Here is a 21203-nt window from a genome sequence, read left to right as displayed (position 1 = left end):
CCCGCCCACCCCGCTACGCGCCGCCCTTCGGCCCGCGGCCGGTGTGGGCGCGCGTCACGTACCGCCGGGAGGCCACGGTGACGGCGACGGAGACCGCGGCGATCATCGTGATGGTGGTGCCCGGTGTGAGGTGTTGGGCGATGCCGCCGGTGATCGCGGCCCCGATGCCCTGCCAGGTCATCCGGCCGGCGGACTCGACTCCCTGGACCTGGCCGCGGACCGGGGCGGGCGTCAGTCGGAGGAGCTGCTCCTGTAGGGGGAGGGTCGCGGCGAACCCGGTACCCGCGACGAACACGGCGGCCGTCATGGCCAGTACGGGCGGGTGGAACGCGAACAGCAGGTAGGGGACGGCGAGCAGCAGCCGCAGTGCGAACGCGTACCGCCGTCGCCGCTCGGCGGTGAGCAGGCGGCCGACGGCCAGGTCGCCGAGCAGCATCCCGGCCGAACCCGCGGCCAGGAGAGCGCCGGCCTGGTCCGGGGCGTAGGAGATGAACAGCGCCTCGCAGCCGACGATCAGGCCGTTGGGGACCCACAGGTTCAGCAGCAGCGCCCGCCGGCCGGGGTGGGAGAACAGCTCGACGTTCGTGTTCCAGGTCTGACGCGGTCCCGGGCGCCGGGTCGGACGGATCGAGTGCTCCCGGACGGTGGCCGCCACCACGACGAGGGCGATGCCGGTCAAGGCCGCGGCGACGAGGAACACGCCGTGCGGAGTCAGGCGCCTCAGCAGTGCGGCGCCGAGGGCGTAGCCGAGGATCGCCATGCCACCGGAGGTGATGTTCATGAGGGAACGCGCCGTCGCGTAGGAAGCGACCGGCACGATCTCGGTGAGCAGCCCCATCCTGGTACCGGTCCCGAGGGACTGGAAGAACCCCAGCGTCAACAGCAACCCGAACCGGACCGGCAAGGGGAGCCCGGGTATCGCCTGGGCGGCGACACCCGCCAACGAGAGGCACTGGAGCGTGACCAGGGTGCGGCGCGGGCGATGTCCGTCCGCGACCGACATCAGGGTCAGCGCGCCGAGTACCGCCGCGAACGTCGCTCCGTACATGCTCACGGCCGTCAGGAACGGGGAGTGGGTGCGGTCGTGGACCAGAGTGCCGAGTGCGAATCCGGACAGGGTGCTCGCCGCGACCGTGAGGGTGAAGCCGGCGTACAGGCCGGCGAACTCGCGGTCGCGGAGCAGGAATCGGTAGCCGGCCGTGGCGGGCACCGTGGGGCGGGTGGTGTGAGAAGGCATGAAAAAAGCCTCCGAACGCCCGGGTTCGGGGCGCTGAAGGCCAACGTGATCATTCTAGCACCCCGCCTGGTCTCGCTCCTTGGGCTTCCTCGGGGTGGAGGTGACGGCGCCCGGCACCGTGACGCGCGTCGGGCCATCGCTAACCTGTGGCCGGTGAATCTTTCCCTGAAGCGCAGACGTTTCTTCAGTTTTCTCGCGGGAGCGGCAGTGGTCGCCTCCTCGCTCGTTTCGATTCAGCCGGCGCGGGCCGATCCGGTCCAGAGCGCCGCGCGAGCGGGGGAGTTCTCCCTCACTCGCGTGGGTTCCGACAACTCGGGTCTCATCGCCTCGTTGGAGAGCGCCCGGATCGTCCGAAAGGCCGACTACACGGAGGTCCTCGGTGACAAGACCGGCAGGCCGGGGCTGTGCCACGGGCACGGTCTGAACGGCACTCTGTCGTACGACGGTTTCTGCTGGGACAACGAGGACGACCTCACCAAGCCCAGCCTGCCCGGCGGCGGATGGACACCCCAGGGCTTCGCCGGATCGCACGCCGCCTATCCCGACGGCACCTACAAGGGCCGCCGGTCCCTCTACGCGGCGACCTGGTACCACGCCACGAGCTACGAGGAGCCGGGCAAGGACCTCTACGGTCGGATCAGCCTGGTGGAAGCCACCAACAGCCAGGTCAGATACGGCCACCTGGCACTGGTCGAGCCCGTCGAGGGGGGCTTCAAGAAGCTCCAGCACAAGATCCACGCCGACGGTGTCGCCTGGTACCGGAACTGGCTGCTCGTGGCCAACGGCACCGAACTCCAGGTCTACGACCTGCGGCACGTCTGGCGCATGACGTCGAAGGGCAGCGGCACGGGGGTGGTGTCGGGGCAGAGTTCGGCTTTCGGCCACACCTGGGCCCTGCCCCTCGTCGCGCGCTACGCCACCACCGGCGCCACCATCGGCAACCCCCGCGCGTGCGGACTCGCCACCGCCGGGCAGCCGCTGTGTCTGAGCACGGTGAGCGTGGACCGCAGTGAGGCCGATGTTCCTTCCCTGCTCTCGGCCGAGAACAAGGAAGGCGGAGACGCCCGTGTCGTCCGCTGGCCGCTGACCTCGTTCGGTGAGGACTCCCTGCCCGACCAGGTCGCGTCCAGCTCCGATTTCAGAACGGCGGTCTGGGCCGTCCAGGGAATCGCCAGGGACGGCAAGTACTACTACTTCTCCGGTAGTTGTCCGAGGACCTGGCCCGGCTGGACGGAGCAGAAGAACAAGGACGGGTCCGTGGTCTGGGTCAACACCATGTACTCCTGTATCCACGTGTACAACACGGCCACGCAGGTGACACAGGTGCTTTCCCAAGCCCCGTTCCTGACCCAGGGCCTCTCGTTCGATCCGCAGGCCCGGCGGTTGTGGGGGATGAACGAGGCGTACAACGGCGCGCGGGTCGTCTTCTCCCTCGCCCCGTACGCCGGGAACATGCAGGACGGCGGATGGGGATGGCTCTCCAACCACAACCGGCCCGGATTCGTCTGTGCGACCCCGCAGGGCAACGCGACGGCCAACGGAACTCCCGTGACCGTGTGGCCCTGCAACGGGTCGGAAATGCAGCGCTGGGCCCACAAGGACGGCCTGCTGGTCCACAAGGAGAGCGGCAAGTGCCTGACACCGCAGGGCAATGCGGCCGGCGCCAATGGCACACTGCTCACCTTGTGGACGTGTAACGCCGACAGTGACGTCCAGCGATTCGCCGGCTCCGCCGGCGGCTTCGTCAACAACTGGGGGAAGGCGATCACGCCGAAGGGCAATTCCTTCGAAAGCGGTGTCTGGCTCACCCTCTGGACCAGGGACGTCCCGCCGCCCGACCCGGTGGGGGAGCAGATCGGCGAGGGCGACGTGCAGGAATGGACGGTGAGGGGTTTCCTCGACGCGCCCTGACGGCGCGATCCGGGAGCCGGGATCACGGGCGGAAGGGCTTGTCTGAATCTGACGGAGATTCACATGATGAGGTGAAGGATCGTTTTTCTGTTCCTCATACGAAAGCGGTTGGTTCGGCTTTCACGAACCGTCCGTCCGTCTAGTGTTCGTCGGGTCCCGCCCACTGCCACCGGAGGAACAGCCATGGCCCGCGCACGTGCCGGCAAGGCCCTGCTCGCCGTCATGGCCACCCTCCTCCTCGCGGCCCCGGCGCCGGCCGTGACCGCCTCCGCGGACAGCGCCGGCCGCGGGCCGGCGGCCCGCAGACCCGCGCCGGCCCCGTCGCCCACCACGCCCCCCGTACCCCGGCCGCCCGGGGTCCGGGGGCTGGAGGTCGGCGTTCCCGCGTACGTGTGGGCCGACGACCCGATGTTGAACGACCTCACCGCCACCGGCCCGGCCGCCTCGCTGGTCGTCCTGAACCCCGGCAACGGCGACTCCCCCTTCGACACCCCGTGGCGGGACCGGGCCGACGCCCTGCGCGGCGGCACCACCTCCACCGGCGAGCGGACCAAGGTGCTCGGCTACGTCCACACCGACCACGGAAATCGGGACATCGCCGCCGTCAAGGCCTCCGTGGACAACTACCTCAAGACCCCCGACGGTCGACTGCACGTGGACGGGATCTTCTTCGACGTCGTCAGCCGCGACTGCGGTCCGGACAACACCACCCGCGACCACTACTCCGAACTGCGCCGCTACGTCCGGGAGACGATGGACGCCGTCGACCCGGCCGCCCCCGACCTCGTCGTCAACAACCCGGGTACCGCCATCGCCGACTGCTACCTGGAGCCCGGCCGCCGCACCGCCGACGTCTTCGTCACGTACGAGGACACCTACGCCGCCTACACCTCAGGGGGTTGGCTCGGCGGGAACGTCTTCAACCAGGCGACCGGCTACCGCGCCGGCGCCGAACTCGACCCGACCGGAACCTCGTTCTGGCACCTCGTCCACGACGTTCCCGACGCCCCCGCCATGCGCACCACACTGCGTACCGCCTTCGAACGCGGCGCCGGTTACGCCTACGCCACCAACACGGTCATGCCCAACCCGTGGAACACCGGGCCGACGTGGAAGTACCGCAGCCAGACCACGTACGCCGCCACCGTGGGCTGAACGTCCGATCGGTGGGCCGATCGGACGACGATGCCCGCGCCGGCGCGCCATGGGACTTTCGGGGGTGCCGGTGGGCGGGCCCGCTTCCGTATGGTCACCGATGTGAGACCAGTGACCCGCGGAACCCCGATGATCGGCAAGACCCCGTTCCCCGCGCAGGCGGCGTACCTCGGGCCGCACGCCGCGGTCGTGGCCGCCGCGGCGGCCGGCGTGGCCGGCGGCTGGTGGGTGGTCCCGGAGGCGGTCTGCGCGTTCCTCGCGGGCGCACTGCCCGGGCGGGCACGGCACTTGGCGGTGGCGATGGCCACGTGGGTGGCGGTCGCCGTCATCGCGGTGGCCCTGGTGCCGGAGTGGTTCGTGTGGGCGATCCGGTTCGTGGGTCTGGTGCTCGCCGCCGTCGCTCCCTGGTGCGCGGGCCGGTTCGTGCGCCGCTACCGAGCCCTCGTGCGGGCCGGCTGGGAGCATGCCGCACGTCTGGAGCGGGAACGGGGTCTCGTCGCCGAGCAGGCGCGCCTGCGCGAACGTCTCTAGCGGCCGTCGTTCTCCGGGCGGCGGGCGAAGCGCCACAGGAGATGCGTGACGCGGAGCACGAACACCACGGCGGCCAGGATCCCGCCCGCGACGGCCAGGACGCGGTGTGCGGCGCCGGACAGGTCGAAGACCGGCGCGGGTCCGAACACCGCCGCGAAGACCAGACAGGCCGCGAGGCCCGCGCTGACGAAGGCGTAGCCGATCTCGATGGTGATCGCGTCCCGATCGGCCTGTGTGCGTCGCTCCATAGGGGCAGTGTCCAGTGCCCTTCGGGCCGTCACAAGGGCTTCTTCGAGACGCCGTTCGGCGCGGACACCCGCCGACGACTCCCGCCGAAGACCCCTGCCCACCGCCCCGCCCCACCCCCGCCCCGCCCGCTGTCGGGCACCGCGTGGGCGAGGGGACCGGTCCGCCGTGACAATGGGAGACATGCATGGGGAACTCTTCCCGCGCGAGCGGACCGAGATCGCACCCGGCGCCGTGCACGTGCCCGACTGGCTCGGCCCCGACCGGCAGCGGGAACTGCTCGCGGACTGCCGGGAATGGGCACGCCCGCCCGCCGGGCTGCGCACCGTGCACACCCCCGGCGGCGGCACGATGACCGCCCGGCAGGTGTGCCTGGGCCTGCACTGGTACCCGTACGGATATGCCCGCACCGCCGTCGACGGCGACGGGGCGCCGGTCAAACCGATGCCCGCCCGGCTCGCCGCACTCGGGCGCGCCGCCGTGGCCGCGGCGTACGGGGAGGCCGACCCGCTCGGGCACGGCGACGGGGAGCAGCCCGCCGGGCGGTGCGGCCCGTATCCCTCGTACGGTTGGCAGGGCGACGAGGTCTACGACATCGCGCTGATCAACTTCTACGACGGGGACTCCCGCATGGGCATGCACCGCGACGCCGAAGAGCGGTCCGGGGCGCCCGTCGTCTCGCTCAGCCTCGGTGACTCCTGCCTCTTCCGCTTCGGGAACACCGCCTCGCGCGGACGGCCGTACCGGGACGTCGAGCTGCGCAGCGGGGACCTGTTCGTCTTCGGCGGCCCGAGCCGACTGGCCCACCACGGCGTGCCGAAGGTCCTGCCCGGCACGGGGCCGCAGGACCTCGGCCTGAGCGGTCGGCTGAACATCACACTGCGGGTCGGCGGCCTCGACCCGTGAGCGGCCTCGGGCGCCTCCCGATCATGCGAGGATCGCTGTCATGAACGGCAACGGGGCCCCGCCGCGGGTGGGGGATGCGTCCACGGTGTCCGCGGCGTCCGCGAGGACCCGGCTGGAGCGGGGGCGCGGCGCACTCGGTCCGGCGCTGGAGCTCGTGCACACCGGCCGGGCCCCCACCCGCGCGGTCCTCACCGCGGAGCTGGGTGTCACCCGCGCCACCGCCGGGGCCGTCGCCGCCGAACTGGAGGCGCTCGGACTCATCCGCGTCGACTCCCGTCCCGGGGGCGCGGGCGGCGCGCAGGGCCGGCCCTCGCACCGGCTCTCCATCGACGAGAACGGGCCCGTGGCGCTGGCCGCGCAGGTCCACCCCGACGGGTTCCGAGCCGCGCTGGTCGGCCTCGGTGGGCGGATCGTGGCCACCGCACCCGGCAAGGTCACCGTCTCCGCCGACCCCGCGCAGGTGCTGGGCGCCGTCGTCGAGGCGGGCGCCGCGCTGCTCGCCGAGTCCGGGCTGCGGTGCGTCGGCGCGGGCCTCGCGGTCCCCTCGGCGGTCGCGGAGCCGGAGGGCACCGCCCTGAACCCGCTGCACCTGGCCTGGCCGGCCGGTTCGCCCGTACGGGCCATCTTCGCCGAACGGGTGAAGGCCGCCGGGATCGACGGCCCCGCGCTGACCGGCAACGACGTCAACCTCGCCGCGCTCGCCGAGCACCGGCACGGCGCCGGCCGCAGCGCGCAGCACCTGCTGTGCGTGGCCACCGGTCACCGCGGGGTGGGCGGGGCACTGGTCCTGGACGGACGCCTGCACAGCGGCAGTGCCGGGCTGGCCCTGGAGGTCGGCCACCTCACGGTCAACCCCGAGGGGCGGGCCTGCCACTGCGGGAGCCGGGGGTGCCTGGACGTCGAGGCGGACCCGCTGGCCTTCCTGACGGCGGCGGGCCGCACACCCGGGCCCGAGGTGTCACTGCTCCAGCAGGCACGCGACCTGCTGCGCACCGAGTACGCCGAACCGGCCGTACGGGCGGCCGCCGAGGAGCTCATCGACCGGCTCGGCCTGGGCCTCGCGGGACTGGTCAACATCCTGAACCCGGACCGGATCATCCTGGGCGGCCTGCACCGGGAGCTGCTGTCCGCGGACCCGGAGCGGCTGCGCGCGGTGGTGGCGGACCGGAGCCTGTGGGGGCGTAGCGGCGGCGTACCGATCCTGCCGTGCACCCTGGACCACAACAGCCTGGTCGGCGCGGCGGAACTGGCGTGGCAGCCGGTGCTGGACGACCCGCTGGGGGCACTGGGCGCGGCGGCCTGAGGGGCCGGAACACCCGGTCCTGTCGACTCGTTCCGGCCGTCGACTCGTTCCGGCTGTCGTCCGGCTCCTGCTGTCGTCCGGCCCCGGAGCCGACTGTCGGATGGCTCCGGCTGTCAACCGGACTCGGCGCCGACGGCCACCGGCGCCGACCCCGCATCAGCCGGGGCCGCCGCCATGGACGCCGGCAGCGAAGCCGACACCGGCACGCTCGTGATCACGGCCGCGGGCTCCACGGCGACCGACACGACCGGGGCGGGCTCGCGCACGGGCTTGGTGGGGATCCGGACCGTACGGGTCGGCGCGGTCATGGCGGGGGCCGCCCGCATCGAGAACCACACCACCTTGCCCGTGCCGCCGTCCGTCCGCTCCCGCGCCCCCCACGCCTCGCTGACCGCCTCGACGAGCGCCAGCCCGCGTCCGCAGGTCTCCAGCTCCTCCAGGTCCCCGGCCGCCCGCAGGACGGGCAGGCGCGGATCACTGTCGGCCACGGAGACGGTGAGGCGTCCGAGACGCAGCTCGATCTCCACCGTGCAGACCTTGCTCGGCTGCGCGTGGCGGTGGACGTTGCCGAGCAGCTCCGTCACGCCGAGCGCAGCCCGGTCTATGAGCGGATCGAGCTGCCAGTGGCGCAGTTGAGCGGAAACGATGCGGCGGACCTGGCCGATCCGCGAGGGCAGGGCCTGCAGTTCGACGACGCAGTGCCTGCGGGAATGACTGATCACGGCTGCGACTCCCCGACATGAGTGTTACGGGTGCTGCACCCTCGGTAATGCTCCACCAGGGTCACCCACACCACCCCGCTGTGCAACCGAACGAGCACGACGGGCGCTCCGGGGACCCGCCGGCGGGGCCCTTAAAGCGATTCGCATGGAGACCCAAAGAAAGTGTTTGCGCAGGTGAGGGAGGTACATTGCGAAGGAGGGGACCACGGAAGGCACGAAGGAGCACGGCGCATGAGCACCATACGCACGACGGCCACGACCGATGACGTCGACCGCAGTGACGCGGACTACCGCGCCTGGCTGAAAGAAGCCGTACGGAAGGTGCAGGCGGACGCCAACCGGTCCGCCGACACCCACCTGTTGCGCTTTCCGCTACCCGAGGAGTGGGGCATCGACCTGTACCTCAAGGACGAGTCCACGCACCCGACGGGCTCGCTCAAGCACCGCCTCGCCCGGTCCCTGTTCCTGTACGCGCTGTGCAACGGCTGGATCCGCCCCGGCCGCCCGGTCATCGAGGCCTCGTCCGGTTCCACGGCCGTGTCGGAGGCGTACTTCGCCAAGCTGATCGGTGTCCCGTTCATCGCCGTGATGCCGCGCACGACCAGCCCGGAGAAGTGTCGGCTGATCGAGTTCCACGGCGGCGAGTGCCACTACGTGGACAACTCGATGAAGATGTACGAGGAGTCCGCGGAGCTGGCGGCGCGGACCGGCGGGCACTACATGGACCAGTTCACCTACGCCGAACGGGCGACGGACTGGCGGGGCAACAACAACATCGCAGAATCGATTTACCAGCAGTTGCGACTGGAGCGGTACCCCGAGCCCACCTGGATCGTCGCCACGGCCGGCACCGGCGGCACCTCCGCGACCATCGCGCGCTACGTGCACTACATGCAGCACGACACCCGGATCTGTGTGCCCGACCCGGAGAACTCCTGCTTCTTCGACGGTTGGACCCGCCACGACCCGCACGCGAGCAGCGACTGCGGCTCCCGCATCGAGGGCATCGGCCGTCCCCGGATGGAGCCGAGCTTCGTGCCGGGGGCCATCGACCGCATGATGAAGGTGCCGGACGCGGCGAGCGTCGCGGGCTGCCGGGCCCTGGAACGGGCCATCGGACGCAAGGCCGGCGGCTCGACCGGCACCGGCCTGTGGAGCGCCCTGAAGATCGTCTCGGAGATGGTGGCGGAAGGCCGGACGGGCAGTGTCGTCACGCTGCTCTGCGACCCGGGCGACCGCTATCTGGACAAGTACTACTCGAACGCCTGGCTGGCCGAACAAGGCCTGGACATCACCCCGTACGAGCAGACCATCGACACGCTGCTCACGACCGGCGTCTGGCGGGAACCGACGGGCTGACGCCGGGGCGGCGCCCGCCCCGGCGGACCCGTGCCCCCGGCGGGGACCGGTCGGCCACGCGAGGCGTCCCGGCCTCAGCGACCCGCGCCGCTCCGGCCCGTGAGCCGGGCGTCGAGGGCGCGTACCGCCGACCGGAACGCGCGGTCGAGCCCGGGGCGGGCGGCTTTCAGGGCCACGCGGAACGGGGCCGGCCCGTCCGCCGCGAAGGTCCACCGGATCAGGGTCCCGGAGGACGCCCGCGGTCCCGCGGCCGACAGCAGCCACTCCTCCAACAGGGCGTGCAGGCCCGGCGCGTTGGTCTCGTCCGCCCGGTACGCGTACCGCCGCTCCGGCTCCGCCGCCATGATCGTCTCGCGGAACCGGACCCCGCCCGTCAGCCGGACCTCGCGGCCGGCCCCGCCCTCCGTCGGCCGGGCCAGGGTGACCGCCCGGAACCAGTCGGGCCAGCCCGTCACCTCCTCCGCGAGCGCCCGGTACACGGCCTCCGGCGTCGCCGCCGCACGCGCCGTGAAGACCAGACGGACCGGGGCGACCTCGATGAAGTCCAGCCCCACCGGGCGAAGTCGGCGAGCCATGGCGGTACCTCCTGAGTACGAAGAGGGAACACGTGTGCGCGCCACCCTAGCCGGCGTGCCGTCAGAAGTCCCCGATGGGCGATTTTTCACGCGAACGGAGGCCTGGGCAGCGGGTCCGCAGGGCGGGATCCTGGTCAGGGGCCGATACCGCCCCGCGAGCGGAGGCCGCCGTGCCGGACCACCCCACAGCCCCACCCTCCCCGTACCGACCCCCTGCCCCCCCCTTCCCCCTCGCCCTGGAACTGCTGGTCCACGGCGTCGCCGGCGCACCCCCCGGCGAACTCCTCGGCGATCCGCGCACCGTCCGCATCACCGGGGACTCCACCGCCGCGGTGTTCCGACGCGCCGAGGACACCGACGCCGAGGCCCACCCCGAGCGGTACGTCGGTCGACCCGTGCCCGAGGCCTACTGCTGGTCGCGACTCACCTCCGGCAACGGCGCCCGCGCCCTGTGGCTGCTGCTCCTGCCGTTCATGGTGGCCAACCTGGCCCACTGGGCCCGGCCGGCCGCACCCGCCACCGGCCGCTCGCCCCGTGCGGTGCGCGCGTACGGACTCCTCGTACGGCTCCTCGCGCTCAGCCTCACCGTGCTGCTGATCGCCGCCGCGTGCGAGGTCGCACTCGACCTGGTCGCCTGGCAGTGCGCGGGGTCCGGCGGCTGCGCGAACCAACTGCCCTTCCCGCGCGCCGACGGCCCCTGGGGCCAGCCCGGACGCCGCCTCGCGCTCGGCGCGCTGCTCCCGGCCGCACTGACCGGGCTGCTCTGGTACCTCTCCGACCGCACCTGGAGCGCCTACGAGTCCCAGCCGCCCCCCGCCGGCGCCGCCGAGCCCGACAACCCCGAGGACGACACCCCCGCACTCGGCCGGCCCGGATTCTGGTACGGGCGCCGCCTCGTGGCCCGACTGCGCGCCGCCCACACCGCCGCCGGACTGCTCACCGTCGCGGTGGCCGTCGCCGTGCCCGCCGCCGCGTACGACCGCCGCGCCGGGACCCCCGTCCTCGAAGCCACCGGCTGGGTGCTCCAGGTCCTGCTCGCCGGCACGGCCCTCTGCGTGGTCTGCGTGGTCTGCCGGCGCGGCCGCACCGAGGCACGCCCCGACCACCGGCTCGACCGGGCCGCCGTGGCCCTGCTGCCGCGCGGCGCCCTCGGACTGCTCGGCGCCGTCCTGGTGTACGCGTCCTGGTCGCGATCCGGTTGGACCTCCGCGGGGCGGCTGCCCGGAGACTTCGCGTTCGGGGCGCTGATGCTCGGCCAGGGCTGCTGCGCCCTCGCCCTGGCCGTCGTCGCCCGCCGCCTCCACCGGGCGGCCCCCGACCCCGCGGCGGCCCTGCGGGGCCTCGGCGGTCCGGCCGTGGCCATGCTCGGGTGCGCCCTCGGCGGGGTCATGTCCGGCGGCGTCGCCCAACGCGTCGCCGACTGGCTGGACGGCGGAGACACCCCGGGCATGGCCGGAGCCACCCTGCCCGGGCCGCCCGTACTGCTGTCCTGGCAGGCCGCCGTGCTGCCGCCCCTGCTGCTCGTCCTCGCCCTGCTCGCCGCCTGGTTCGCCGTGCGCGGGGCCCTCACGACGCGCCGGCTGGCGGTCACCGTCGCCGCCGAGTACCCCGACGAGCCCGCCGACCCGGCGCGCAGCCGCCGGATCGCCGGCGCCCGGGCGGCCGCCGCCCTCACCGACTCCGCGCCCTGGTTCGTGGCGGCCGTCTCCGGCATAACGCTCCTGCTCGGCGCGGGCGCCCTGGCCGGGGCCTGGATCAGCGAGCAGGTCCCCGGCGAGGCGGCCCGGGGCAGCCACCCCGCGGTGGAAGCCGCCGCCCGCACCGCCCAGGACACCGGTTCCTGGCTGATCGGTTTCGGCTTCGTCCTGTTCGTCACCTGGGGCCGGCGCGCCTACCGGGACCCGGCCGCCCGCCGCACCATAGGGATCCTGTGGGACGTGGGCACCTTCTGGCCGCGCGCCGCCCACCCGTTCGCGCCGCCCTGCTACGCCGAGCGGGCCGTACCGGACCTGACCTGGCGGATGACCGCCTGGACCGGGCTCACCGGTGGCCGCCTGGTCATCTCGGGTCACTCACAGGGCAGTGTCCTCGCGGCCGCCGCCGTCTGGCAGTTGCCGCCGGACGTCCGAGGCCGGGTCGCGCTGCTGACCTACGGATCCCCGCTGGCCCGGCTCTACGGACGCTGGTTCCCCGCCTACTTCGGCCCCGGACCCCTCACCGCCCTCCACCAGGACCTGGACTGCTGGCGCAACCTGTGGCGGGCCACCGATCCCATCGGCGGCCCGGTCGGGGCCTGCCCCGACAAGGACGTGGACCGGGGCCCGCTCGTCGATCCGCTCGCCTACGGGCGCAGCGAACTCCACCCGCTTCCCGCGCCGATCCTCGGGCACTCCGACTACCAGGCCGACCCGGCGTTCGCCGCCGAACGGGACAGGCTGCTCGCCCGCCTGGCCGTCATGACGGGCGCCGACGCGGCCGACGTCCCGCAGCAGAGACCGGGAAACCGGCTCGACCGGTGAGCGGATGCCACGAACGCACCCGATGCCACGAACGAATCAGAAGCCACGAACGAACCCGACGCCACGAACGCACGCGACGCCACGGAGGCACCCGACGTCGCGAACCGGCGACCGCCGACCCGTCTCAGAGCGTCCCGGCCGGCAGCGCCGCCGTCGGCCCCGGCAGCACCGGAAGGTCCTCCGGGAAGAGCAGGGTCAGCTCGTCGGTCCCCGGATCGGCGAGCTGCGCCACCCGCCCGGCGTGCCGCTCGACCATCGCCTCGAAGGTCTGGCGCGCGGTGCGGCCGTTGCCGAAGGCAGGCCCCTTGGGAAGGTCCGTGAAGTACGCCAACAGGGCCTTCGGGGTGCCCTCGCCCAGCCGGTACTCGTGCTCCTCCGCCTGCTGCTCCACGATCCGCAGCAGTTCCTCGGGCCCGTAGTCGCCGAAGGTGATGGTGCGGGAGAACCGCGAGGCGACACCCGGATTCACGGTCAGGAACCGGTCCATCTCCGCGGTGTAGCCGGCGACGATCACCACCACCGCGTCACGGTGGTCCTCCATCAGCTTCACCAGCGTGTCGATCGCCTCGCGCCCGAAGTCCCGCCCCGAGTCCTCCGGGGCCAGCGCGTACGCCTCGTCGATGAACAGCACCCCGCCGCGCGCCCGGTCGAACGCCTCCTGGGTACGGATCGCCGTCGACCCGATGTGCTCGCCGACCAGGTCCACCCGGGACACCTCGACCAGGTGACCCCGCTCCAACACCCCGAGCGAGGCGAGGATCTCCCCGTAGAGACGGGCCACGGTCGTCTTCCCCGTACCGGGGGAGCCGGTGAAGACCAGGTGCCGGCGCACCGAGGCGGCCTTGAGGCCCGCCTGCTGCCGTCGGCGACCGACCTCGATCATGTCGGTGAGGGCGCGCACCTCGCGCTTGACGCTGTCCAGGCCCACCAGCGCGTCCAGGTGGCCCAACACCTCGCCCGACCCGCGGGCCGGCGTCGCCCGCTCCGCCTCGGGCTCGCCGGACCGGGCCGGCGGCACGTCCGCCGCCCGCGCCGCCGGGCTCTGGTCCGCCACGAGGGTACGGATCCCCGCCTGCGCCCCGCCCGCCCCGCCGACCGCGGCCGACTGGGCGGCGAGCCGCGGCCCGGACTCGTCGCTCGTGCAGTCCTCGGTCACCGGGCCGTCCTCCGCGAACTCGTAGCCGCCGCGCGCGCAGCGCTCGGTGTGGCACTTCGCGAGGGTGGTGCGCGAGCCGTCGATGACATGGAAACCGAAGCCGGAACTGCCGCTCACCCGGCAGGCCGTGAAAGTCCCTCGACCGCCCGCCGACACATAGAACCCCGCCTCCGTGGGGGAAGTGACCGTGCACCGCTCCAACACCGGGTCGGCGCCCTTGGTGACGATCACACCCGTCTGTACCGAGTCGACGGTGCAGTTGGCGAGGGTGCCGCCGCTGCCGTGGTCGCGGAACCAGGCCCCGGTCGCCGCCTCCCGGATCCGGCAGTCGTCCAACTGCGCCGTCGCCCCGTCGCTCACCGAGACAGCGGTGTTGCGGACCTGGGAGAGATCACTGTCGACGACGTCGACACGGGAGCCCCGGTCCAGGACGAACAGCGCGTCCGGCACGTCGTGCACCCGGCAGGAGTCCAACGAGGCCGTGGCCCCGTCGCTGACCCACACCGCCGGATAGTCGCCGGTGCTGTCGTGGATCTCGCAGGACTCGGCGACCACCCGGGTCCCCGGATCCCACACCGACAGGCCGTTGCGACCGAAGCGCCGCACGGTGGTGCGGCTGAGCGTCAGCACCGAACGGGAGCGCAGATCGACCGCGTTCTCCGGGATGTCGTGGATGTCACAGCCGGCGAGCGTGAGCACCGCGTCCGTGTCGAGGGTGACCCCGTCGGCCGAGGTGCGGTGCACCGAGGAGTCGGTGAGCCGGGCGGTGGCCCGCGCCGCGACCTGGACACCGGCACCCTTGATCTCGTACACCTCGCAGCCCAGCGCCTCCAGGCCGGAGCCCTCGCCGGTGACGCCGATGCCCGCGCCCGTGGCGTGGTGGATGCGGCAGCGTTCCAGACGCGGTCGCGCGCCACCGCGCACCGACACCCCGGTCTGGCCCGCGGCCACGACCTCGCACTCCTCGAACACCCCGCCGCCGCCGTCGAGCACGGCGATGCCGACCCCGGTGGGATTCTCCACCGTGCAACGGCGCACCAGCGGCCGGGCCCCGCTGCCGCGCACCTCGATGCCGGCCGCCGAGCGGGTGTTGACGCGCAGGTCGGTCAACTCGGGGGAGCCGTCCTCCACGAGCAGCGCGGGCGCCGCCCGGTCCTGGCCCTCCAGGTACAGGTCCTGGATCACGGCGGAGGCGCGCACGGTCAGCGCCACCCCGTCGAGCGGGGCGATCCGTACCGAACCCACCCCGCCCTCCAGGCCGCGCAGCGTCACGGCGTGTTCCAGGACCAGGTTCTCGCGGTAGGTGCCGGGGCCGATGGAGAGGACGTCCCCGTCGCCCGCGACGGCGAGCGCGGCGCTCAGTGTCGGATACTCACCGGAGCGGCGGCGCCACCGCGAAGCCCCGCCGTGTGTCACCTGGACCGTGCCCTGAGCCATGGTGCTGTCGTGCCCCCACCCTCGTATTCGCGGTAATCCCGCTGCCGAAGCGACTGACGTCAGCGACTGACGCCACCGAGGCAGCTCAAAGAGATCGAAGTGCCTGGAGCGGCTGAACCACCCGGACCACCGTAGCGCGCGCGGGGCCGATGAGTTGCCAGGTCAGCTGCCCGCACCCGCCCGGCCCCAGTCCGGGCCGGCCGCCGCCCACGCACGGTCCAGACGCGAGTACCGCCGATGCATGAGCCTGCGTACGACCAGGCGCCGGACCGTCTCCACCAGGGCGGCCAGGCCCAGGGCGGCGGCGAGACCGGCCATCGTCGCGTGGAAGGACGCCGCCGACGGGTCGAGCGGGCGGCCCACCAGCCGCCCCCCGGAGTCGGTCCACATCCGGAATCTGTCCCCGGGACGCGGTGGCTCCTCGGCGGCCGGCACCGTCCCCTGACGGCTGGTGCCGTCGGGCGCGATCCAGGAGGCCACGACCTGAGTCCGTGCCGGGGTCTGCCGGTCGGCCGTCGGATCGCTCTCCGCGCCGGCGGGCGGGTCCGGAGCCGTGCGGAGCACCACCGCCGGCACCAGTTGCCGCTCCTGCCGCTGTTCGCTCGCGGCGCGCTGAAGGGTGCCGTCCACCTGGAGTCCCGTGGCCCAGCCGACGGCCGGAGCCACCAGCAGGACGCAGATCACGGCGGCGAACGCCACCCACGCCTCGAAGAGATCGGTCGGTCGGCGCAGCGGATTGCGCCGCCAACGCCACACACCCATTGCTGTCCGCACGGTCCGGCACCCCCTTGCCTCCGTCTGTCTGCGCGTCCAAGCCTCCCGCATGCCCGGTGGACGCGCATTCCGGGACGCGCGGACATGTGGTCACCCGATCCGGTGCACGTCCCCCGTGCGCCGGCCGTTCGGTGTCACCCGTCCCGAGTCATTCAACGGCCCCGCCGGGCCGGTTGGTTCCGTGGGGCGGGTCGAGCCCCTCGAAGGTGTAGTTCCGGCGGCACCGGTCCGGACGGTCACCCCGGCCCGGACGGTCACCCCGGCCCGGTCGTGGTCGGCGTGCTCACTCCAGGACGCGGACCTCGTCGCCCACGCGCACCGTGCCCAGTGCCACCGGCGCCACCTGCCGTCCGAAAGCGAGGGACTTCCCGATCCGCCGGTGTCGGGCCAGGGTCTTGAGGGGCTCCTTGCCCCGCGTCGCCGTCCGCTGGTCGGTGGTCGTGACGACGCACCGCCCGCATTCCCGCACTCCCCGGAACACGGCGGTGTCGCCCACCGCGATCCGTCGCCAGCCGTCCTCGGCCCAGGCCCCGCCACCCGCCACCACCAGGCTCGGCCGGAACCGGTTCATCGGCAGCGGCCCCTCCTCGGGATGGTCCCCGCGGGCGATCAGCTCGTTCAGGGCCTCCAGCGAGGCCAGGGTGGTGATCAACAGCGGATAGGCGTCGGCCAGGCTCACGGTCTCGCCGGGCAGCGCGTAGTCCGGGTCCACCGGGCGTCGGACGGCCGGATCGTCGAGGTGCACCAGCCGGACGGGCATCCCGAGGAAGGCGCTGAGCCAGTCGCCGGCCTCGCCGGCGGCGACCACCGTCTCGATCTTCTTGCCGAACAGCACGACCGGCTCCAGCGGCCCCGGCTCCGGCACCTCCACCGTCAGGTCCGCCATTCCGGGCGCGGACAGCACGATCCGGCCGGCCGCGAGCGGACGCGAGGAAGCCAAGGCCAGCCGGGGCTGCTGCCGTTGGGTGACGACCGAACCCTCGACGTCGACCACGGCCCAGCGGCGGTCACCGGACAGACCCCAGGGCTCCACGGCCACCTCGTCGGGAGCGATCCCCGCCACCGACTTGACGGGATGGACATGGAGCGAATGGACATACAGGGTCGGCATGAGGGCATTTTACCGGCCGCCCTCACGCGTCCCCAGGTCAGCGCCGTGCGGCGCCGATCACCCGACCTCCGGCAGGACCGGTCAGTAGCCGCGCCCCTGGTACTGGCGGCCGTACGGGTCCTCGTACGAGGTGGCCTGCACGGGTGCCTGCATCGGCCTGGGAGCCGCCGGGCGCATGGCCTCGTACCCGGTGCCCGTGGCGACCGGACGGGGCTGCTGCGGCTGCTGCTGCGCGTACACCGGACGCGAGGCGACGGGCTGCTGCTGCGGGATGTACGGCGCGGGCGCCTGCTGCAACGGCACGGGCATCTGCTGCGGTGCGGACTGCTGCTGGTACGGGTACCCGTACGCCGGAGCCTGCTGCTGCTGCGGTGCGGGCGGCAGGGCGGGCAGGGCGGACGGGAGGGCCGGCAGGTACCCACCGCTCGAATAACCGGCACTCGGAGAGTCGTACTGGGCCGGGACACGGATCGGCGCGATCTGCGGGGTGCCGCGTTCGGCGACGAGGGAGTCGTAGATGGGGGTGTCCGGGAAGGAGGGCGCGGAGTAGTAACCGCCGCCATAAGTGGAGCGGGGGGAGGTCATGGGACCTAAGTTAAGCCCACGACTTCACCGGGTCCATAGCGAGGTGTGACCAACACCGCCCTGACCTGCATATTCGCAGGTCAGAGCCACAGGCTTCACTTCACCTCCGCGTGCACGATTCGCCACTTCCGCCCCGACTTGCTGCTACTCGTACCGACCGGTTGTGCGGTGCACCCATGTGGTGCTGACGTTCCGTCACAACGCGATGACCTCGGATGACACGCTTTCAGGTGGGGCCCGGTCGGTTCAGGCGTCGGTCGGACGGGCATAGGTGCGACCTTTCCAGGCCGCCCCGCGACCCCGGTGGTGCAGGACGGCGGAGTCCACGGTCATCAGGAGGTAGAGCAGCGCCGTGAAAGGAAGCAGCGGGGCCAAGGCGGCCGACTGCCGGTAGTAGCGCAGCATCGGCAGGTAGGTGCCCGCCATCAGCAGCCAGGCGAGACCGCCCGCCCACGCCGGGGCGGGGTGCGCGGCTGCCAGTCCCACGACGAGGGCCACGGGCGGGACGAGGTAGACCACCGTCAGGCCGACCACCGCGCCGGCCAGCAGCAGCGGCTGGTGGCGCAGTTGGGTGTACGCGCTGCGCGAGACCATCCGCCACAGATCGCCCAGCGCGGGGTACGGGCGCACGCTGTCCACCCGCTCCGCCAGCCCCAACCAGATCCTGCCGCCGGACCGACGCACGGCGCGGGCGAGCGACACGTCGTCGATGACGGCCTGTCGGATGGAGTCGGGGACGCCGGCGCGTACGGCGGTCGCGGTACGGAGCAACACGCACCCGCCGGCGGCGGCGGCGGTCCGGCCGCCGGGGCGGTTGACCCACCGGAACGGGTAGAGCTGTGCGAAGAAGTACACGAAGGCGGGGACGACGAGGCGTTCCCACGGGCTCGTCACCCGCAACCGGGCCATCTGTGAGACCAGGTCGAGGTCCGCGGAGGTCGCGGCGGCGACGAGCTCGCGGAGGCTGTCGGGCTCGTGGGCGATGTCGGCGTCGGTGAGCAGGAGGAAGTCCGGCTCCGCGGTGCGGGCCGTGCGGGCCTGCCCGATGCCGTGGCGCAGGGCCCACAGTTTGCCGGTCCACCCCGGTTCCGGTTCGCCGGGGGAGAGGACCGTCAGAGCGAGCCCCGGCTGCTCGCCCGCCAGGCGCCGGGCGAGATCGGCGGTGCCATCGGTGCTGCCGTCGTCGACCAGGAAGATCTCGGCGGCACCCGGATAGTCCTGGGCGATCAGGGACGGGAGGCTGAGCGGGAGCACCCGCGCCTCGTCCCGGGCCGGGACGACGATCGCGACCGACGGCCAGTGCGCGGGGTCGGTGCGCCGGGGGAGCCGGACGTCGGTGCGCCAGAACATGCCCTGGGCGAGGGCGAGCCAGAGCCAGGCGGCGAGGGAGACGTACGCGGCGGTGAGGAGGAGGCCCATGGCCGCAGTGTGTCGAAACCCGCGGTGCGTGTCGCGCACTTCGGGGCGTGGCGCCCCGCGGAGGCGGGCCCGGGACCGTCCCGGCCCGCCGGAAGGGTGCCGCGGCCGGTGTGGAGCCCGCCGCCGGGAACGGGCGCCGGGGCGGCCCCGGGCCCGGCGTCGTGGGGCGTGGAGGTCGGGTTCGAGGGGGGCGTCGATTAAGGTGACCAAGTGAAGATCGCGCTCATGGACTCGGGAATCGGCCTCCTCGCGGCGGCCGCCGCGATGCGCCGGCTGCGGCCGGACGCCGATCTGGTGCTGTCTTCGGACCCCGACGGGATGCCGTGGGGTCCGCGCACCCCCGCCGACCTCACCGGGCGGGCCCTGGACGTGGCCCGGGCCGCCGCCGCGCTCCGGCCGGACGCGCTGATCGTGGCCTGCAACACCGCGTCCGTGCACAGCCTGCCCGCCCTGCGGGCCGCGCTGGAGCCGGGTATCCCGGTCATCGGCACGGTCCCCGCGATCAAGCCGGCGGCCTCCGCCGGCGGTCGCGTGGCCATCTGGGCCACCCCCGCCACCACGGGCAGCCCCTACCAGCGCGACCTGATCCGCGCGTTCGCCGCCGGTGTCCCGGTCACCGAGGTGCCCTGCCCGGGGCTGGCCGACGCCGTGCAGTACGCCGACGAGGAAGCCGTCGCGCGCACCGTCGCCGCGGCCGCCGCGCTGACCCCGCCCGACGTCACGGACGTGGTCCTCGGCTGTACGCACTACGAGTTGGTGGAGGCGCCCATCCGGGCCGCCCTGATCGAGCGCACCGGCGGGAACGGGTTCGTGTTCCACGGGTCCGCAGAAGCCGTCGCCGGTCAGGCGCTGCGCCGCATCGGCGCCCGCCCCGAGCCGGGTCTGCCCCGCACGGGCGGTCTGACCGTGCTGCTCAGCGGACGTCCCTCGGAGCTGCCCGCCGAGGTGCTCGGCTACGCCGAGGGTCGACTCTTCGCCGGGACGGGCGCGACCGTCGGTCAGTGACCGCGCGGGCCGCCCGCCCGGGCGGCCCGAAGGCCCGGAAGGTCAGTGAGGCCGGCCCGCGGCCGTCGGCGGGACGACGTCGGGGCTCTCGGCGCCCGGGCCGGCGTCCGCCAGTCGCAGGGCCAGGTCCCGGAGCCCGGCCGCGTCGAGGGTGCGGTCCCCGTAGCCGGGCATCGGTACGTGCAGGGGCCCGGTCCAGGCGTCCGGGATCGCCCCCCGGCCGTACCGGGCGCCGGCCAGCGCTCCGGTGACCGCCGCGACGGTGTCGGTGTCCCCGCCCAGGTTCACCGCGGCGCGCACGGCCTCGGGGAACCCCGAGGTGGTCCGCAGAGCCCACACCGCCGAGCCGAGGCAGGGCCACACGGCCCCGTTGAACTCGGTGGCCAGGTCCGGGTGCCAGTCCGGGGCGAGTACGCGCCCGTAGCGTTCCCGGTGGTCCGGGTGCACCGCGTCGAGTGTCGCGGGCAGCGCGGCCAGCGGATCGGCCCCGTCCAGGGCCACCCGTACCAGTTCGTGCAGGACGGCGGTGCCCTCCCAGGCGGCGCGGTCGCCGTGCGTGAGGGCCGCGATCCGCCGGGCCGCGTCCATGGTGGCCTCCCGCCCGGCGGCCGCGAAGTACACCGCCGAGGTGGCCGCGCGCATCAGCGAACCGTTGCCCGCCGCCCGTGAGTTGACCTGGAAGTGCAGGGCGGCGGCCAGGTCCCACGACGCGCCGTTCGTCAGCACGTCCTCCGTCTGGAGCCCGATGTCCTTGGGTCGCCCGGCCGCCCAGCGCCGGAACCTCGCGAAGACGTCGGGGAGTTCGAGCCCGCCGTGTTCCAGCAGGGACTCGCCGACGAGCACCGCCATCTGCGTGTCGTCGGTCGCCTCGCCCGGGTCCCATCCACCGCCCCCGGCCATCTCCTTCCCGCGCGCCGCCAGTTCACCGGCGGGGCCGAACTCGAAGGGCGCGCCGAGCGCGTCCCCCGCGGCCGAGCCCAGCACCGCTCCCACCGCACGATCGAGCCGACCGGTCACGATGCCTCCTGTTCGTCGGGGCAGATGCTGTCCAGCAGGCCGCGGGTGAAACCCCCCGGGTCCTCCGGCCCGGCCCGGCGGCTCCGGTACCGCTGAACGCAGTGCTCCTTCGCTCCCGATTCACCTGGTCGGCCCACCACGACCGTGGGTGCCACAGGTGGAGTACCACGGCTGTGGTGATCGTGGGGGCCGGGCGCCGCCGCGGTGCCCGGCTGAGGCGTTCGCCGAGGTGGGA

General features: G+C 73.4%; 18 protein-coding genes. 8 read left to right on the top strand and 10 right to left on the bottom strand.

Annotated features, from left to right (window positions below; genetic code table 11):
* Positions 1 to 13: 13 nt before the first annotated feature.
* Positions 14 to 1237 carry an MFS transporter gene (locus ADK55_RS24265; protein WP_053681899.1) on the bottom strand — a complete coding sequence of 408 codons (1224 nt, stop codon included), beginning with the start codon at positions 1235 to 1237 and terminating at the stop codon, positions 14 to 16.
* Between the two features lie 153 nt (positions 1238 to 1390).
* Between ADK55_RS24265 and ADK55_RS24260 the strand changes: the two genes are divergently transcribed.
* The 3 genes from ADK55_RS24260 (at position 1391) to ADK55_RS24250 (ending at position 4834) form a co-directional block, all read left to right on the top strand.
* Positions 1391 to 3148 (top strand): RICIN domain-containing protein, encoded by a 1758-nt coding sequence (locus ADK55_RS24260; protein WP_159041540.1) that lies wholly within the window; start codon positions 1391 to 1393, stop codon positions 3146 to 3148.
* A gap of 183 nt (positions 3149 to 3331) precedes the next feature.
* Complete coding sequence (locus ADK55_RS24255) at positions 3332 to 4303, top strand: spherulation-specific family 4 protein (RefSeq protein WP_234350219.1); 972 nt, start codon at positions 3332 to 3334, stop codon at positions 4301 to 4303.
* Between the two features lie 102 nt (positions 4304 to 4405).
* On the top strand, positions 4406 to 4834 hold the full coding sequence (locus ADK55_RS24250; protein ID WP_159041539.1) for a hypothetical protein: 429 nt from the start codon (positions 4406 to 4408) through the stop codon (positions 4832 to 4834).
* Here the strand turns inward: ADK55_RS24250 and ADK55_RS24245 are convergent.
* A complete protein-coding gene (locus ADK55_RS24245; protein WP_053681896.1) occupies positions 4831 to 5082 on the bottom strand; it encodes a DUF6332 family protein in 252 nt (83 codons plus the stop codon). The genes ADK55_RS24250 and ADK55_RS24245 overlap by 4 nt on opposite strands.
* A 181-nt stretch (positions 5083 to 5263) precedes the next feature.
* On the opposite strand from ADK55_RS24245, the gene ADK55_RS24240 reads away from it, so the two are divergent.
* The gene (locus tag ADK55_RS24240; protein ID WP_053681895.1) at positions 5264 to 5986 is read left to right on the top strand and encodes an alpha-ketoglutarate-dependent dioxygenase AlkB family protein; all 723 of its coding nucleotides are present in this window, start codon (positions 5264 to 5266) and stop codon (positions 5984 to 5986) included.
* Between the two features lie 40 nt (positions 5987 to 6026).
* Positions 6027 to 7289: an ROK family protein gene (locus ADK55_RS24235; protein ID WP_053681894.1), complete on the top strand. Its 1263-nt coding sequence runs from the start codon at positions 6027 to 6029 to the stop codon at positions 7287 to 7289.
* Positions 7290 to 7402: 113 nt separating this feature from the next.
* On the opposite strand, the gene ADK55_RS24230 is transcribed toward ADK55_RS24235, so the two are convergent.
* Complete coding sequence (locus tag ADK55_RS24230; RefSeq protein WP_078999329.1) at positions 7403 to 8011, bottom strand: ATP-binding protein; 609 nt, start codon at positions 8009 to 8011, stop codon at positions 7403 to 7405.
* A 231-nt stretch (positions 8012 to 8242) separates the two neighbouring features.
* On the opposite strand from ADK55_RS24230, the gene ADK55_RS24225 reads away from it, so the two are divergent.
* Positions 8243 to 9370, top strand: a complete 1128-nt coding sequence (locus ADK55_RS24225; protein WP_053681893.1) for a PLP-dependent cysteine synthase family protein — start codon at positions 8243 to 8245, stop codon at positions 9368 to 9370.
* Between the two features lie 74 nt (positions 9371 to 9444).
* Here ADK55_RS24225 and ADK55_RS24220 read toward each other — a convergent pair whose 3' ends face one another.
* Positions 9445 to 9945 (bottom strand): SRPBCC family protein, encoded by a 501-nt coding sequence (locus ADK55_RS24220; RefSeq protein WP_053681892.1) that lies wholly within the window; start codon positions 9943 to 9945, stop codon positions 9445 to 9447.
* A gap of 170 nt (positions 9946 to 10115) precedes the next feature.
* Here ADK55_RS24220 and ADK55_RS24215 point away from each other — a divergent pair, with 170 nt between their 5' ends.
* A complete protein-coding gene (locus ADK55_RS24215) occupies positions 10116 to 12464 on the top strand; it encodes a hypothetical protein (protein ID WP_053681891.1) in 2349 nt (782 codons plus the stop codon).
* Positions 12465 to 12588: 124 nt separating this feature from the next.
* On the opposite strand, the gene ADK55_RS24210 is transcribed toward ADK55_RS24215, so the two are convergent.
* From ADK55_RS24210 to ADK55_RS24190, 5 genes are all read right to left on the bottom strand, one after another.
* Positions 12589 to 15057, bottom strand: a complete 2469-nt coding sequence (locus ADK55_RS24210) for a right-handed parallel beta-helix repeat-containing protein (RefSeq protein ID WP_053681890.1) — start codon at positions 15055 to 15057, stop codon at positions 12589 to 12591.
* A gap of 162 nt (positions 15058 to 15219) precedes the next feature.
* A complete protein-coding gene (locus tag ADK55_RS24205) occupies positions 15220 to 15831 on the bottom strand; it encodes a hypothetical protein (RefSeq protein WP_053681889.1) in 612 nt (203 codons plus the stop codon).
* A 283-nt stretch (positions 15832 to 16114) separates the two neighbouring features.
* The gene (locus ADK55_RS24200; RefSeq protein ID WP_053681888.1) at positions 16115 to 16942 is read right to left on the bottom strand and encodes an MOSC domain-containing protein; all 828 of its coding nucleotides are present in this window, start codon (positions 16940 to 16942) and stop codon (positions 16115 to 16117) included.
* A gap of 81 nt (positions 16943 to 17023) precedes the next feature.
* Complete coding sequence (locus ADK55_RS24195; protein ID WP_053681887.1) at positions 17024 to 17527, bottom strand: DUF6643 family protein; 504 nt, start codon at positions 17525 to 17527, stop codon at positions 17024 to 17026.
* Positions 17528 to 17773: 246 nt separating this feature from the next.
* Positions 17774 to 18946 carry a glycosyltransferase gene (locus ADK55_RS24190; RefSeq protein WP_053681886.1) on the bottom strand — a complete coding sequence of 391 codons (1173 nt, stop codon included), beginning with the start codon at positions 18944 to 18946 and terminating at the stop codon, positions 17774 to 17776.
* Between the two features lie 210 nt (positions 18947 to 19156).
* Here ADK55_RS24190 and ADK55_RS24185 point away from each other — a divergent pair, with 210 nt between their 5' ends.
* Positions 19157 to 19951, top strand: coding sequence for a glutamate racemase (locus ADK55_RS24185; RefSeq protein ID WP_053681885.1), 795 nt, complete (start codon positions 19157 to 19159; stop codon positions 19949 to 19951).
* Positions 19952 to 19993: 42 nt separating this feature from the next.
* On the opposite strand, the gene ADK55_RS24180 is transcribed toward ADK55_RS24185, so the two are convergent.
* Positions 19994 to 20968 (bottom strand): ADP-ribosylglycohydrolase family protein, encoded by a 975-nt coding sequence (locus ADK55_RS24180; protein ID WP_053681884.1) that lies wholly within the window; start codon positions 20966 to 20968, stop codon positions 19994 to 19996.
* Between the last annotated feature and the right edge of the window lie 235 nt (positions 20969 to 21203).

This window comes from Streptomyces sp. WM4235 (assembly GCF_001279725.1).
GTDB lineage: Bacteria > Actinomycetota > Actinomycetes > Streptomycetales > Streptomycetaceae > Streptomyces.
The sequence above is the reverse complement of the archived record's forward strand: the minus strand, read 5'-3'. Positions and strand labels throughout refer to the sequence as shown.